15 protein-coding genes are annotated in these 16,005 nt (G+C 42.6%); 11 read left to right on the forward strand and 4 right to left on the reverse strand.

All coding sequences use genetic code 11. The features are described from left to right. Window positions 1-11: 11 nt before the first annotated feature. Window positions 12-3,467, reverse strand: coding sequence for a pyruvate carboxylase (gene pyc, locus EIZ39_RS05345; RefSeq protein ID WP_129198232.1), 3,456 nt, complete (start codon window positions 3,465-3,467; stop codon window positions 12-14). 183 nt (window positions 3,468-3,650) lie between these two features. Between pyc and EIZ39_RS05350 the strand changes: the two genes are divergently transcribed. Further along, a complete protein-coding gene (locus tag EIZ39_RS05350) occupies window positions 3,651-4,196 on the forward strand; it encodes a hypothetical protein (RefSeq protein WP_129198234.1) in 546 nt (181 codons plus the stop codon). 18 nt (window positions 4,197-4,214) lie between these two features. Here the strand turns inward: EIZ39_RS05350 and EIZ39_RS05355 are convergent, their stop codons facing one another. After that, window positions 4,215-5,429, reverse strand: a complete 1,215-nt coding sequence (locus tag EIZ39_RS05355; protein ID WP_240675710.1) for an MDR family MFS transporter — start codon at window positions 5,427-5,429, stop codon at window positions 4,215-4,217. A 121-nt stretch (window positions 5,430-5,550) separates the two neighbouring features. Between EIZ39_RS05355 and EIZ39_RS05360 the strand changes: the two genes are divergently transcribed. The 7 genes from EIZ39_RS05360 to EIZ39_RS05390 all read left to right on the forward strand — a co-directional run bounded on the left by EIZ39_RS05360 (window position 5,551) and on the right by EIZ39_RS05390 (window position 10,781). After that, entirely contained in the window at window positions 5,551-6,438 is an 888-nt protein-coding gene (locus EIZ39_RS05360; protein ID WP_129198238.1) for a LysR family transcriptional regulator, read from the forward strand. A gap of 19 nt (window positions 6,439-6,457) precedes the next feature. Beyond that, window positions 6,458-7,378, forward strand: a complete 921-nt coding sequence (locus EIZ39_RS05365) for an RluA family pseudouridine synthase (RefSeq protein ID WP_129198240.1) — start codon at window positions 6,458-6,460, stop codon at window positions 7,376-7,378. Further along, window positions 7,368-7,982 carry a flavin reductase family protein gene (locus EIZ39_RS05370; protein ID WP_129198242.1) on the forward strand — a complete coding sequence of 205 codons (615 nt, stop codon included), beginning with the start codon at window positions 7,368-7,370 and terminating at the stop codon, window positions 7,980-7,982. Before EIZ39_RS05365 ends, EIZ39_RS05370 begins: the two co-directional genes overlap by 11 nt. A 209-nt stretch (window positions 7,983-8,191) precedes the next feature. Further along, window positions 8,192-9,130 (forward strand): ABC transporter permease, encoded by a 939-nt coding sequence (locus EIZ39_RS05375; RefSeq protein WP_129198244.1) that lies wholly within the window; start codon window positions 8,192-8,194, stop codon window positions 9,128-9,130. Window positions 9,131-9,146: 16 nt separating this feature from the next. Next, a complete protein-coding gene (locus tag EIZ39_RS05380; RefSeq protein ID WP_129198246.1) occupies window positions 9,147-9,941 on the forward strand; it encodes an ABC transporter ATP-binding protein in 795 nt (264 codons plus the stop codon). Between the two features lie 74 nt (window positions 9,942-10,015). Then, window positions 10,016-10,582, forward strand: a complete 567-nt coding sequence (locus tag EIZ39_RS05385; protein ID WP_240675711.1) for a YkvA family protein — start codon at window positions 10,016-10,018, stop codon at window positions 10,580-10,582. Between the two features lie 10 nt (window positions 10,583-10,592). Beyond that, window positions 10,593-10,781, forward strand: coding sequence for a hypothetical protein (locus EIZ39_RS05390; protein WP_129198248.1), 189 nt, complete (start codon window positions 10,593-10,595; stop codon window positions 10,779-10,781). A gap of 171 nt (window positions 10,782-10,952) precedes the next feature. Here EIZ39_RS05390 and EIZ39_RS05395 read toward each other — a convergent pair whose 3' ends face one another. Next, the gene (locus EIZ39_RS05395) at window positions 10,953-11,432 is read right to left on the reverse strand and encodes an N-acetyltransferase (protein ID WP_129198257.1); all 480 of its coding nucleotides are present in this window, start codon (window positions 11,430-11,432) and stop codon (window positions 10,953-10,955) included. Between the two features lie 465 nt (window positions 11,433-11,897). Here EIZ39_RS05395 and EIZ39_RS05400 point away from each other — a divergent pair, with 465 nt between their 5' ends. Further along, window positions 11,898-12,770 carry a LysR family transcriptional regulator gene (locus tag EIZ39_RS05400; protein WP_164984914.1) on the forward strand — a complete coding sequence of 291 codons (873 nt, stop codon included), beginning with the start codon at window positions 11,898-11,900 and terminating at the stop codon, window positions 12,768-12,770. A gap of 103 nt (window positions 12,771-12,873) precedes the next feature. Here EIZ39_RS05400 and EIZ39_RS05405 read toward each other — a convergent pair whose 3' ends face one another. Further along, window positions 12,874-13,506, reverse strand: coding sequence for a LysE family translocator (locus tag EIZ39_RS05405; protein ID WP_129199120.1), 633 nt, complete (start codon window positions 13,504-13,506; stop codon window positions 12,874-12,876). A gap of 290 nt (window positions 13,507-13,796) precedes the next feature. On the opposite strand from EIZ39_RS05405, the gene EIZ39_RS05410 reads away from it, so the two are divergent. Both EIZ39_RS05410 and fabG read left to right on the forward strand, forming a co-directional pair. After that, the gene (locus EIZ39_RS05410; protein ID WP_129198260.1) at window positions 13,797-15,065 is read left to right on the forward strand and encodes an MFS transporter; all 1,269 of its coding nucleotides are present in this window, start codon (window positions 13,797-13,799) and stop codon (window positions 15,063-15,065) included. 173 nt (window positions 15,066-15,238) lie between these two features. Next, window positions 15,239-15,982: a 3-oxoacyl-ACP reductase FabG gene (gene fabG, locus EIZ39_RS05415; RefSeq protein WP_129198262.1), complete on the forward strand. Its 744-nt coding sequence runs from the start codon at window positions 15,239-15,241 to the stop codon at window positions 15,980-15,982. Window positions 15,983-16,005: the final 23 nt, after the last annotated feature.

A 16,005-nucleotide genomic window follows, 5' to 3' on the forward strand; every position in this document is an offset into this window, starting at 1 on the left:
TCCTCTCTCTATTATTTTGCCTTCGTCAGCTCAATAAGCAGGTCACCCGTTTCAATGGTCTCGCCATTTTTCACGTGGACGTTCTTCACTACAGCATTAAACGGTGCTTGAAGCGTAGTTTCCATCTTCATGGCTTCCGTAACAACCAAATGTTCACCCTTCTTTACCTTGTCTCCTGGTTCTACCATGAGCTTAAGTACTTTACCTGGCATGGTCGCTCCAATTTGCTCAGGGTCTGTTGTATCCACCTTACGTCTGGCTTGAACGGATACCTTAGCTGTTAGATCCCGAACAGTCACTTCACGAGGCTGCCCGTTCAATTCATAATAAACGGTTCTTGTACCGTCAGCAGCTGTCTCTCCAATCGAGACAAGTTTCACCACGAGAGTTTTCCCTTGTTCAATATCAACGGCGATCTCTTCCCCTAAGCGTAGACCATAGAAGAAGGTCGGAGTATCAAGAACAGAGAGTTTACCGTATTCATTAGAATTTTTTTCTTTATCGAGGAACACCTTTGGGTACATGATATAAGACATGACATCTAATTCTGTAACAGATCGATTTACTTTTTCTTCTAGTTCCAGACGTATCTTCTCAAAGTCCACAGGAGGAAGAAGCTCACCTGGACGGCAAGTAAAGTAATCTCGCCCCTTAAGAATGATATCCCTCAATTGGGAAGGGAATCCTCCTGGCGGTTGGCCCAAATATCCTTGGAAGAATTGGACGACGGACTCAGGGAAATCTAGACGATCTCCTTTTTCATAAACGTCCTGTTCAGTCAGATTATTTTGTACCATAAACAGAGCCATGTCTCCTACGACCTTAGAGGAAGGAGTTACCTTCACAATGTCACCGAACATCATGTTAACAGTGGCATACATTTCCTTTACTTCATCCCAACGGTCACCAAGGCCTACACCTATAGCTTGCTGGTTTAAGTTCGTATACTGACCACCTGGCATCTCATGCTGATAGACGTCAGTCGTTGATGCTTTCATTTCACTCTCAAAGCCAACATAATACTTCCGGACATCCTCCCAATAATCGGAGAGTTTCTGCATGTGGTCTTCGTTTAGCCCGGTTTCTCTTTGTTGTCCCTTTAAGGTAGCGACTAGACCATTCAAGCTGGGCTGAGAAGTCAGTCCTGACAACGAACTTACGGCCACATCAACAATATCAACACCCGCTTCATAAGCCTTCAATAGCGTGCCAAGCTGATTGCCGCTGGTATCATGAGTATGAAGATGAATCGGGATCCCGATCTCTTGCTTCAGAGCGCGAACTAACTCATACGCAGCGAATGGTGTCAGAAGACCAGCCATATCTTTAATGCAGAGAATATGGGCTCCTGTGCGCTCTAATTCCTTGGCTAAGTTGATATAGTACTGAAGGGAGTACTTATCTCGTTTCGGATCGAGGATATTCCCTGTATAGCAAACCGTTGCTTCGGCAATTTTACCGGTTTCTAATACCGCGTCAATAGCTACTCTCATCCCATCTAGCCAGTTTAAGCTATCAAAGATGCGGAAAACATCAATTCCAGCATCAGCAGATAACTGTACGAACTTGCGGATTACATTATCCGGGTAATTCGTATATCCTACAGCATTTGCTCCACGGAAAAGCATCTGGAAAAGAAGATTTGGAATTTGTTCTCTTAGTAAATGAAGTCTCTCCCATGGGTCTTCATTGAGAAACCTCATCGTTGTGTCAAAGGTAGCTCCTCCCCACATCTCCAAGGAGAATAAGTTCGGGGCTAACTTCCCTGTTGCTTCCGCGATCTGCAACATGTCATGGGTTCTAACTCGGGTGGCAAATAGGGATTGTTGTGCATCACGGAATGTTGTATCTGTAATAAGAAGGCAATTCTCTTGTTGTATCCAGTTAATCAGTCCAGCTGGACCCTGTTGGTCCAGTATCTGTTTCGTTCCCTTTGGGTATTCTTGTTTAAATGTAGTGATTGGAATCCGAGGGGCTGAGAAGCTAGGTTTCTTCCCCTTAGGGAGTCCAGGATGGCCATTCACGATCGTTTGGCCGATATAAGTTAGCAGTTTTGTCCCTCTGTCTCTTCGCTTTGGAAATTCAAATAGTTCATTCGTGGTGTCAATGAAGGAGGTGTTATAGTTTCCGCTAAGGAAATCTGAATGTTGAACGACGTTCTCAAGGAAAGGAATATTAGTTTTGACCCCTCTAATACGAAACTCTTTGAGAGTGCGCAGCATCTTGCGAGAGGCCTGCTCGTACTGCATCGCCCAAGCAGATACTTTTACTAATAAAGAATCGTAGTGTGGGGTTATAACGGCACCGGGATAACCATTCCCTGCATCTAATCGTATACCGAAGCCCCCACCAGAGCGATAGGCCAGCAAACGTCCGGTCTCTGGGAGGAAGCCTCGAGCAGGATCCTCTGTCGTGACTCGGCACTGGATAGCATAACCCCGTGTAGCGATATCATCTTGGCTGTTAATCCCTATTTCTTTATCCCTTAATGCGTAGCCTTCAGCAATACGGATCTGAGATTGAACGATATCGATTCCTGTAATCATCTCGGTGATGGTATGCTCAACTTGTACTCGTGGATTGACTTCAATAAAGTAGAACTTATGATCCTGTGTAACTAAGTATTCTACTGTACCGGCGTTGACGTAACCGGCTGTCGTCATTAATTGAAGGGCGGATTGGTTAATCTCATCACGCAACGCCTCAGGAAGAGAGACACTTGGCGCTACTTCGACAACCTTTTGGTGTCTACGTTGAATGGAGCAGTCTCTTTCGAAGAGATGTACAACGTGACCGTATCGGTCAGCAAGAATCTGCACTTCAATGTGCTTGGGTTTCTCTAGATACTTCTCAATATAGACAGCTGTATTCCCGAATGCTGATTTTGCTTCAGATCTTGCTCGGTCAAGGGCCTCTTGTAATTCGTCTGGATTGCGGACAATTCTCATTCCTCGTCCACCGCCACCTGAAGCGGCCTTAATAATAATGGGGTATCCATGTTCCTTAGCAAAGAACATCGCTTCTTGAAGGGTTTGAATCGGTTCGGGGGTCCCAGGTATAACCGGTATGCCTGCTTTAATGGCCATCGTCCGAGCATCCACTTTGTCTCCGAACATCTGGATGTGCTCTGGGTTCGGACCGATGAATACAATGCCTTCTTCATGGCATCTTTTCGCGAGTTCAGCATTTTCTGAGAGGAATCCATAACCAGGATGAATGGCATCTACATTGTGACGCTTCGCTACCTCTAAAATACCTTCAATATCAAGATAAGCTTCTATTGCCCCTTTTCCTTCTCCTATGAGATAAGCTTCATCTGCCTTAAAGCGATGGAGGGCAATGTTGTCCTGCTCGGAGTATACCGCCACCGTACGAATCCCAAGCTCTGTACATGCCCGAAAAATACGAATAGCGATCTCGCCACGATTGGCTACCAATACTTTTCTAAATCGTTTGATCTGTTTCATCGTTCGCCTCCCAGTTTCCCACAACTCCAATAGGATTATTTTTTTTTATACACCTAAGTATATCATATTTAGATTTGATAATTGTTAATAGTTTAATATTTTAGTCATTTTTTGTGTTTTATTTATGGGAAAAATTATGGTATATAATCATTTTTTCTAGAGAACAATGGGAGCTAGAGGTGAATGAATTCTATGCTCCTACTTGATCGTTCTCCAGCAGAGATTTGGAGATTATTGCTACCTAAACAAAACATTTTATTTTCTAGAGATCATGAATATGATGATTTAATATTCCGTTTTCGAGGGCATATTTACTTTGTGCATGAGGACGGGGCAGTCGTACGAATGAAAAAGCCCGAAAATCTTCAGATACTTACTCCGGAAGACCTTTGGGAACTCCTCTTTCATGATAAGGATACGTTAGATTACGATGATTGTGGTTTGTTTTCAATAGGGGCTATTTTGCAGCATATGGGATTTTTGGTGCCATTGAAGATGGGGAAGAGCCAGAGAACATATGAAGTAGAGGTTATTAATAGACTAGATCAGCATCCTCAAAGCTATACTTATACCTTAGAAGATGTGACTTTTCGATTTGCTCTTTATCATGCTTTACTCACTTGTCACGACATGAATGTTCAATTTGAGGACACAGGGGAGTATGAGATTGAGTCTATCACTCCACTTGAACTAGACTCCCAAAAAATCAATCCCCCTTCTTTTGGTTAAGGGGGATTTTCTAATGTTTTATATGCTTTTTTTTAGAGAGCCGATAAATCTTTGGCTATGCTTACCTTCGAGGTTATGCAAACTCCAGGCGACGAGGAGCGAAACCAGAAGACAGACCATCCAAGGAAGCCCCTTCCAGTTTAAGCTTAAGCCTAAATCGTAGATCCATCCACCAAGACTGGTGCTTAAAGCTCCTCCAATCGCTAAAGAATAGCCATTAAAGCCGTAGTAGGATGCCAGCTTTTCTCTAGGTGCAAGGATAGGGACAACGTCCATTAATACCGGTCCGGAAATCATGGTTCCTAAAGCAAAGATAAAAGCATTAATAAGCAGTTCCCATAAGCTGTTGGAAAAGCTAAACATAAATAGTCCCGTCCCCATTAGTAAAGAACCAATCCCAATTAATGTCATTCGTTGGGTGAATTTCTCGAGATACTTAGCAACATGCATCTGCAAAAGAATGACGGAACCTGAAATCGTGGCATAAATATAGGCGACAGCTTGTGAATCCCCTGTTAGGGTCTGTGCGAGTTTAGGTATGGTCAAAAATAGCTGCATATAGAGATAGTAATAACCTATTAGAATAATCGTATAGATAACAAAGGGTTTATCCTTCACCATCTCATGGATATCCTGCATCCAGCTGACTTGGGTGATCTCCACCTCAAGGTTAGGCAATAAGAATAGGCATACGAAGCCAATGACGATATACAGTGCCCCTGCTACGAGGGCTAAAAAGAAAAAGTCTACCGAGCTTAACAAGCTTCCAAGTAAAGTGGAAGCCACGATTCCAACGTTGGTTACGACATTCTTAAAGGAAAATAAAGCTTTTCTATGTTCATCCGGAGCCAGCCTAGCAAAGGCGGCTTGGAAGGAAGGTTCAAACAATGCCCCCCCTAAACCTGATACAATGGCAGCGAGAAAGAATTGCCATGCCTCCGTACAAAAGGCAAAGCTTAAAAAACCAAGAGATCGAATAAATACGCCGATGACTAAGGTAGGTTTACAGCCTATACGATCGGAGACAAGCCCCCCAATAAAGGTAAGTCCTTGTTGTGAGAACTGGCGAACCCCGAGCAGAATTCCGGCCATAGCCATAGACCAGGCAAAACTTCCTGTTAAATAAAGCGTTAAATAAGGTATTAATGCATAAAATCCTAAGTTCATTAAAAAAGAACTAAAATAAAGGACTTTAATTCCCGGAGGGGAGATTTTCCAAACTTTCAAAGCCACTATAAACACCTTCTTTATAGGATCACAATCTATTCTAAAGATACGGCAGGATTTTATATCTGTACAACGAATAGTATCGAATATAATTATCGATAATTTGAATAGTAGAGGTAAGGATGGAATGGACATTGAACAGCTGCAGGCGTTTGTCGTTTTAGCTCATACTAAAAATTTCTCAAAAACGGCCGAGTCGCTTCATCTCGTGCAATCAACGGTGACTGCACGGATTCAAAGCTTAGAGAAGACCGTGGGGAGGCCTTTATTCACACGAAATAATCGAAAAGTAGAAATCACCCCTGCCGGGTTATCTTTACTTCCCTATGCGGAAAGAATCCTTATGCTGCGACAAGAAAGTTTACAAAAACTAAAAGCATTGGAGATCTATTCGGCAAGATTGGCTATAGGCAGTTTGGATTCCATATGGAAATACATCTTATCGCCAGTTCTTAAAGATTTTTACATCCGCTATCCGAACATTGCGCTCTCAACGAAGACAGGGCATTCAGCGGATATTATTCAGTATTTAATGGACGGAGTCATCCAGATTGGTTTTGTTTTTATGCAGCCCCATGTTCCGGGTTTTGAGGTTACCCCTTTCTATGAAGACGAGATCATATTAGTGGCCCATCCCGATCATCCGGTTGTTCAATTAGGAGGGGTTTACCCTGAGCAGCTTGCGGATTATTCATTCATTTATATCAATTGGGGATCGCCATTTCAGGAGTGGATGGAAGAAATCTTATCTCCGAACTTCTTACCAAGAATTCAAGTTGATCAGGCATCGCTTGCTCTTTCTCTTGTGCGAGAACAGTTGGGTATTTCTTTAGTCACGAGGTCGACCACACGTCAGGAACTGAACAGAGGAGAACTGGTAGAAGTACCGATGCTTGGGGAAAATTGTCCTCCTAAGCGAACCGCTTATGCCGTCGTTCATCGCGAAAAAAAAGTGAATCCAGCTATTCAAAGCTGGTTTGAAAATATGCATAGCTACGGATTTTTTCAATTATAAATAAAGGGGAGAAAAGCGGATGGATATCCCTACCGTTACCTATCTAGTCACCGAAGAGGATGAGGGATCAACCATGAAGGTCTTTCTACGTAAGAAGAAAGGGTTATCTCGTAAGCTCTTAGTCAAGATGAAGCAAGAGAAATCCATTTTCTTGAATGGTCGCTTTACCTATTTAGATCATCCCCTTCATACAGGGGATACGATTAGCATCGTGATGCAAGAGGAAGAGTCTGAAAATATTATCCCGGAAGACATCTCGCTAAACATTGTTTATGAAGATGAAGATATCATGGTACTGAACAAGCCTTTTGGTCAGTGTGTTCACCCTACCTTGTTGCACCCTTCAGGGACGTTAGCGAACGGGGTCGTCAAGTATTGGCAAGAGCAGGGGTTTAACCGAAAGTTCCGCGCTGTTAATAGGCTAGATAAGGATACGACAGGCTTATTGATTGTGGCGAAAAATCAATATGCGCATCAGCAGCTTGCCATTGTACAGAGGAAGCATGAGATTAGACGGACCTACGAAGCCTTAGTCCATGGAATGCTTAGCGATGACTCGGGGACGATTAACGCCCCCATCGCCCGAAAGGGGGAATCGATCGTGGAACGTATGGTGAGTCCCGTTGGGCAAGAAGCCGTTACCCATTATGAGGTTCTTGCACGGTATAACCAAGCGACTCATATCAGGCTGCGGCTAGAAACGGGAAGAACGCATCAAATCCGTGTACATATGAGTTATCTGGGACATCCCTTAATGGGTGATGACCTGTATGGAGGAAGTAGAGAGAAGATTAGCAGACAAGCGTTGCATGCCCGTTCTCTTTCTTTTCCGCATCCCAGGTCGGGTGAAGTCTTAAGCTTTGATGCGGATTTACCAGAGGACTTTCTTCATTTAATTCATCAATTGCAATTATGGAAGGATGATGAGTATGGAAATTAATCCAAAAACAAATGAACGCATAGCGAATTACAAACTGCTCATCGGAGGAGTATTGCCACGGCCGATTGCTTTTATTACCTCAATAGGGGAGCAAGGTGTACTGAATGCAGCTCCATATAGTTTTTTTAACGTGGTATCGACGGATCCACCGATGATAGCTGTTGCGGTGATGAGGAAGCCTGGAGGTGTTCACAAAGATACGGCTCGTAATATTCTTGAGTCCAAGGAATTCGTTATCAATGTGGTGGATGAGCAGAATGTCGATAAGGTAAATGTTACCTCTTGTGACTATCCGTCAGAGATCAGTGAGGTGGAGCAAGCAGGACTTACAACCTCGCCAAGCCAAGTTGTTCATGTACCGCGTATTCAACAGGCAAAGGTACATTTCGAATGCCGATTGCATCAGCATCTTGAATTAGGAAATGGTCCAAACTCAGATCTTATCATAGGCGAAGTCGTTCATATTCATGTTGATGATACCCTTTACGATGGGGGAAGAATAGACACGAAGAAGCTGGCGCCGATTGGCAGGCTGGCGGGAACAGATTATGTGACATTAGGGAATATCATGAGTATGCCTCGTCCAACGTATAAGAAGGAATAGAGAAAAGGGATTCCACTCGGAATTCCTTTTTTTGTTGACGGGTGAAATAACGTTTGGTGTGATCGGACTAGAATGAAAGTAAAAATTGTCCTCTTTATGAGATAAAAGCTAAAAAGCGCTATCGTGTTAAAAATTTGTGCTTAAACTATTTGTCATCTTATATTATAATAATTTTTATATTTCAGATAGAGGATGAGGAGGTTTTCGTCATGGGTCCAGCATTATTAGGATCGGTTGAATCAGGTATCATTTTTGCTCTTATGGCCATGGGTGTATACCTAACATTTAGAATACTAAACTTCCCGGACTTAACCGTAGATGGAAGTTTCACAACGGGCGGATCCGTAGCAGCCGTGATGATTGTAGGCGGTTATCCTCCGATTATGGCTACCTTTGTAGCGATGCTAGCAGGATTGTTCTTTGGTAGTCTTACAGGAATTCTTCATACCAAGGGGAAAATTAATGCCCTGCTTTCAGGTATTCTATCTATGATCGCTCTATATTCTATTAATTTAAGAATCATGGGGAAGGCGAATATCGGATTACTTGGAGAAGAGACGGTTATGTCTCAAATGGGAGCATTTACAAGTGCCTTTGCCCAGGCTTTTTCCCAATATTCTACTCTTATTTTTATGGCTGTTTTTGTAGTAGTCATTAAACTAGTTGTAGATTGGTTCCTGGATACGGAAGTTGGACTAGCGCTTAGAGCCACTGGAGACAATCCAAGAATGATTCGAAGCTTCTCCGCGAATACAGACAATACGATTATTATTGGTTTGGCTTTGTCTAATGGATTAGTTGCTTTATCCGGTGCTTTAATGGCCCAATACCAAGGGTTCTCAGATGTATCAATGGGGATTGGTATGATTATTATCGGTCTGGCTTCCGTTATCATAGGTGAGGCTATCTTCGGAAATCGTTCGATTAAACGCGCAACTCTAGCTGTTATTGGTGGTGCCATTATCTACCGCCTCGTGGTCGCTATTGCACTTCGGGTGGGTCTAAGTCCATCAGATATGAAATTGATGACGGCTTTAATCGTTATTGTTGCTCTTATCACACCGAAGATTATTTCTAGTATGAAAGAGAAGAAGAAAAAAGCAGATAGACGCAAGCAAATTACAGAGTCAAGAAATCCAGCTCAATAAGAGGGGAGAGCAGACGATGCTTAGAATGAAGAATATTAATAAAATCTTTAATGAAGGCACGGTAGATGAAAAAATTGCCCTCGGAAACATCAATCTGGAGTTGAAAAAAGGAGATTTCGTTACGATCATAGGGAGTAATGGAGCGGGAAAATCTACTTTAATGAATATTATTTCCGGGGTTCTTCAGCCTGATGAAGGAACTGTAGAAATTGATGAGTCTGTAGTGAATCATCTAAAGGAGCATCAGCGAGCGCCTCTAATTGGACGTGTATTCCAGGATCCTATGGCGGGTACAGCTCCAACAATGACGATTGAGGAAAATCTTGCTATGGCCTATTCTCGAAATAAAACGAGAGGACTTCGCAAAGGCGTAAATAAAGAACGAAGAGAAATGTTCCGTGGGCATCTTGAGTCCCTTCACTTAGGCTTAGAGAGTCGTCTCAGTGCAAAGGTCGGCCTTCTATCCGGTGGAGAACGACAAGCCTTAAGTCTACTCATGGCTACTTTCACTAGTCCCAAGGTTCTTCTGCTAGATGAGCATACAGCAGCACTTGACCCGGCTAGAGCAGCGCTAATCACCCAGCTGACGAAGGAGATTGTTCAAAATGCAGGCCTGACGACCCTCATGGTTACCCATAATATGCAGCAAGCCATTGACTTAGGGAACCGTTTGATCATGATGGATAAGGGGACGATCATACTTGATGTAGGACCTGAGCAGAAAGAGACTCTAACCATTGAACGATTGCTAAAAGAATTCGAACGCCTACGCGGAGAGAAGTTTGCAAGCGATCGTGCGGTTTTAGGATAGACAAGTTGGCCTAAGCTTTCATCTTCATGTAAAATAGAGGGTAAGAACCTAAGTTTGAGGATGGAGGCAGTCAAGTGAACAAGTGGGATAAGAAGAATTCGATCGATGGCGAGTGGAGTCAGATTGAAACGGCATCAGCCGAGGAACCGCGTGAACGTTCAGAGGCTGGTCAGAACACTCAGTTGATTGTGTTAGAAAAGGAACACCAAAGATTCTATGATAAATTAAGAAGTAAGGTTGAAGAATTTCTCAAAAAGCAAACAGGTGATAAAGCCGATTCAGCAGCTAAATACATTCTACTTGCACCAGATCTGTTTGTCTTATTTGCTCGGCTTCTTCAGGATAAACGTGTACCAACCAAGTCTAAGGCCATGGCAGGAGTCGTGGTTGCGTATTTTCTCTCTCCTTTGGATGTCATGCCGGAGATACTGCTCGGACCTATCGGCTTTTTAGATGATATTATCTTAGCTGCTTATGCCTTGAGTCGGATGATGAATGAAGTGGACAAGCATGTACTGCTCGAGCATTGGAATGGGGAAGCAGACTTGCTTGAGACCGTGCAGGAGCTGTTAAAGAAAGCTGAAGAATTAGTAGATAACAAAGTGTTGGGGACGATTAAGAACCTGTTGAACAAGAAGTAGGGAAGGCCAGGTGTTAGGGGCTGGTTGGTCGGTTGATGGCGCGGTTGGTGGAGGCAGCCTGGTGGTTGCGGCCTGGTGGATCAATAAGGGAATCATTTTCCCATATTTCAATGAACGTGTGGAAAAGAGGAGGAATAAGGGAAAAAATTACCGTTATTGCCCTAAAAACAGCTTGTTAGAGGCTTTTTTAGAGCAATAGAGGAAAATTTTTCTCTTATTTTCTCTTTTTTTATTTCTTTTTATGAAATAAAGGAAATTTCTACTGTTATTATCGTCAAAGCGAATCGACGAGGGAAGACCCTTCTGCTTGTGCAAAAAAAGAGGCTGATCCTCGGTTTTTTATGAAACCATGGACAGCCTTGTTCCTTTTCTAAGATGCAATTTGAGCAACCATAACCTCTTTAATCACCGCAATTTCATCACAGGCAGGGAACTTAGAACAGTTGATGCAATCCTTCCAAACCTTATGCGGAAGAGTTTCCTTCGATACAACCTGAAAGCCGCAGCTATTAAAAAATTTCTCCTGGTACGTTAAAGCCATGACCTTCTTAATCTCTAGATCACAAGCTCGTTCACATAAGTGATCCACCAGCTTCTTCCCAATTCCCTTTCCTGCATAATCTGGGGCCACCACTAGAGAACGTATCTCAGCTAAGTCCTCCCATAAGATATGCAACCCGCCAACAGCAATGATGCGATCGGCTTCAGGATCCTCGACAACAGAAAAGCAGGTTAGCGATTCACAGAGGGATAGCTTGGAGCGTGGCAGCATCATTCCCTTTTCTGCGTACATATTAATGAGTTCAACCATACGGTCTAAATCTTTTATTGTAGCTTGACGAATATTCATAAGGTTCCTCCCTCTCGGGCCTCCAACATGTTAGTATTTTTATAAGTCGTAATTGAATAAATATGCTTTTATAATATATAAATATACACACTTTCAGTAATTATGTCTAGTATTAATCGACTCCATTTTTTTCTCAAACAAGCATAGAAACCTGCCGAAAACTGTCGAGCAATGTGCCCTGTCGTAACTAGGCTCTGTATGGTATATTAAGTATGTAGTAAATCCATTTCATTTCCTACTTCCATCCCTGAAGATCCTTGACACTGCTGGAATTCCAGTAATCTCAAGGCTTTAGGGACTTTTTTTTGTTTCCTGAGCAATTTTAATTAATAGTGTTGGAGCACGACGACATTCCGGTATACGATGATTATCATAAAGGTAAGATCACGAGATTTTTTTCTTCTGTATAAGGGTGTATTTCGCTATAATAGGCCAATAATGCAATTGTTGACAAAGGTGATGAACATGGATTACGAGCATTGGGAAACCTTTCTGGCGTTAGCTGATACTCATAGCTTTTCACGAACAGCGGAGCTACTGCATATCTCGCAAACAACAGTGACTAATCGGATAAAGCAGTTAGAAAACAAAGTTGGCAAGCTTTTATTCGTTCGAGATACACGTAGTGTTAGGCTCTCGGAAGCAGGACTTGCCCTCTATCCCTATGCGAAAAAAGGGCTTGAGCTACTAAAACAAGGGGAATTAGTAGCCAAAAATTCGATAGATTTCGATGAGATTTTAGCTATCGGAAGCCACGTCTCGATTTGGCATTATTTCCTCTTACCCTATATTCATGAGCTGAGGAATCAGAGCCAATACACCCTTCGTTTTTTTACGGGACATACTAAAAGAATGCTAGACCTACTAATGGATGGAAGACTAGATGCGTGTGTGGTCCCCACCCCTCCACACCATCCATATCTAGAGGGAATTGAGCTCTTTCAAGAATCCTTTCAGCTTGTTGCTAGTCCATTTCTTTTTACTCAAGTACCCTTACACTTAACTAGTGAGGAATTGCGGACACTACCGTTTATCCATATTCCATGGGAGTCCCCCTTCCTTGACTGGTTTCATCAAGACATTGGTACGAGGTTATTACCGTCTATTGAAGTCGATGATACTACGGTTCTTACCCGCTTACTTCTAAATCATAAAATGTTAGCCTTTCTTCCTGAACTTGTGGCTCGTTCCTTTATTCAATCAGGTGAATTGATCTCGATTCCGTTTCGCTCACTACATCCCATCCCCAAGAGATCCATTTATCTTGTTTTTCATAAGAAAAATCGTTATTCACGAGCCTTTCTTGACTTTAAACGTCTACTATTATCAGGAGTATAATTACGATAGCTAATCCATTTATGGGATAAGAAATGAATCTAGAAAGGAAAAAGAAAGAGCCAGGGATCTGTAATTACATACGGAAACCTGGCTCTTTTTTAGGTTAGTTAGATGACTTGGTAAAAAGTAAATGAATACCTAACCCAACAAATAACAATCCGGAAGCTTTATTAAGAAGGGAAGATGCTCTCCTATTGTTTCTCAGCTGAATTGTGAACTTTGAAGAAAAAAAAGCTACAATCAGACACCAAATAGTCCCTGTCACAACAAAGGTTACTCCAAGTACAAGAAACGGCAGCATCCCATAGGAGTTGTGAGGTTCTATAAACTGAGGCAGAAAAGCTAAGAAAAACAAGGCTACTTTAGGATTAAATACGTTCGTCAGCATGCCCTCCAAAAATATTTTCTGCAATCTCATTTTTCCCCCTTCCTTTACGGAAAGTTGATCATTTTTCGCAAGGAGAGATCTTGCACCTAAATACAATAGATACATTGCTCCTAAGTATTTTAAGATGGTAAACGCTAGAATAGATTTAGATAAGATTACAGATAATCCGATCGCTGCTAGAATCGTATGGATTACTGCACCCGCATTAATCCCTAAGGCAGAACAAACACCTGCGGATCTTCCTTGTGCCATACTACGTCCAAGGATAAATAGTGTATCTGGCCCAGGAGTTAAATTAAGGATAATGCCTGTGATTAGAAAGATTTCATAATTAGTAATTCCTAGCATCATGTACCTCCACCTTTTTGTTATAGGAACATTATAAAGATGGGGTACAATTCAGTGAAATGAATTTGTCTTATATAATATATTCAAAAAGCACATAAATCGGATTGATTTCCATAGAAAAAGAACCCCACAGGCCGTGACCTTCTCCCCAGGTTTGGCAATAGAAGTGAAGGGAACAATTCAATTTACACTTAATAACAATTAATATATTATTTCGTTAGTGTTGAAGAGAAACCTGGTTGTCATGAAAGATACCAACTACTATTTTACACAAAAAGGTTGTGGGTATATTGGATTCAAAAGTGAGTGAAGTAAACCTCATTTGGAAAAGAAATATTTTTCTGTTCTTAATCAGCCAGACGATCTCGCTTTTTGGTTCTTCCATCGTTCAATATGCGATCATGTGGCATATTACTCTTGCCACGGAGTCGGGATTGATGATTACGCTGATGATTATTTGTGGCTTTATCCCAACCTTCATCCTATCCCCATTCGGGGGAGTATGGGCGGATCGCTACAATCGTAAAATGCTCATTATTCTTTCAGATGCCCTGATTGCCCTTGCAACGCTCATTCTAGCTGTCGTATTTTTGATGGGATATGATGATATTTGGTTGTTTTTACTCATATCTGCTATTCGCGCGATCGGGGCAGGGATTCAAACTCCAGCGGTCGGGGCTATTTTGCCGCAAATTGTGCCTGAGGAAAAGTTAATGAAGGTCAATGGAATCAATGGAAGTCTACAAGCCTTGAAGCTGTTTTTGGCACCGATGGTTAGCGCTGCCTTATTGACCATGTCTTCCATTGAAATCATTCTTCTTCTCGATGTTCTAACCGCAGCGATTGCAATCTTGATTTTATTCATATTTTTTAAGATTCCTGTGCATCAGAAGGCAGCCGCAAGACCAACCACGAGTTATTTTAATGACTTAAAACAAGGTTTAACCTATATTCAGCATCACGAATTTCTAAAGAAATTCTTTTTGATTTTTGGTTGTTTTTATATCTTGATGGCTCCTGCGGCTTTTTTAACTCCGCTGCAGGTGGCGCGCAGCTTCGGGGAAGAGGTTTGGCGATTAACGGCCATTGAAGTCGCTTTTTCGGTGGGGATGATAGCAGGGGGAGGAATCCTTGCTTCTTGGGGGGGCTTTCCCAATAAAGTTCATACGATGATTCTCTCGAGTTTGATCATGGGTGCTTGTACCTTTGCCCTTGGTATGGTCCCTGTTTTTTGGATCTACCTCGTTTTCATGGGGATATTAGGAGCTGCGATGCCCATTTTTAATGCGCCAACCAGGACTTTACTACAAGAAAAGATTGAGGAAAACTATTTGGGGAGAGTATTTGGTGTATACGGGATGATTTCGACTTCGATGATGCCCATTGGCATGCTAATATTTGGACCTATAGCAGATGTGATCCCAATTGAATGGCTCCTTGTCGGAACGGGGTTACTTGTTTTCTTCATCGGTGTGTTTCTGGCACAAAATAAAGGGTTGATTGAAGTGGGAAACCCCATGGTGGAGGAGGATTTGCCACTACATAATAGGAAATTTTGATGCAGTCAGTAATCATCTGGCTGCGTCTTTTTTTTTTGAAAAATCTTTGGTGCTCTTTGGATTTTTTAAACTAGTTTTAAACAAGGACTGTTATGATAAAGTCGTTATTTGTAAAAAAACAAGATGAGATCGATGAATTCACCAACACATAGACAGACAGGGGGAATGAATGGGTGTCTTACGAAGAGAAACGATACCTCGTGACTGGAGGCTCCCGGGGAATCGGACGCGCGATCGTGTTAGCGCTCGCTTCGCAGGGTGCACATGTTGCTTTCACTTATAAAAATAATGAATCAGCTGCTCAGGAAGTCGTGGCGGCTTCCCGTGACCTGAAGGGAAGTGTGGTTCCTATCCATACGCCTGTCAACGGTTTGAATGAGGCTCGCACCGTTGTAGCGAATGTCCGCGAGCGTTTTGGCGGATTAGATGGCCTCATCACGAACGCTGGCGTAACACGGGATAAACTGCTGGCTATGATGACTGAAGAGGATTGGGATACCGTCGTGGACACCAATCTCAAGGGCACCTTCAACTATTGCAAGGCGGTCATTTATGGCTTTATTCAACAAAAACAAGGACGAATCGTCTGTATCAGCTCGGTTGGCGGCCTTTCAGGCACAGTCGGGCAAACCAATTATTCCGCTTCCAAGGCTGCACTTATAGGCTTTGTCCGCTCGTTGTCTAAGGAAGCCGCACGCTTCCATGTCACGGTCAATTGTGTCGCGCCAGGATTTGTTGAGACCGACATGTGGCAAGCCATGTCTGAGAAAAAAAAGCTTCAAGCCATCGAGCAAATCCCTGCAGGCAGACCTGCAACGCCGGAAGAAATAGCCGGCAGTGTGCTGTATCTTCTGTCTGACGCAGCGGCCTATGTAACCGGAAGTACATTGGTGATTGACGGTGGGTTAACTTCATAAAACTACATTTTATCCATTGGAGG

Origin of the sequence: Ammoniphilus sp. CFH 90114 (assembly GCF_004123195.1) — a bacterium.
Taxonomy (GTDB): domain Bacteria; phylum Bacillota; class Bacilli; order Aneurinibacillales; family RAOX-1; genus YIM-78166.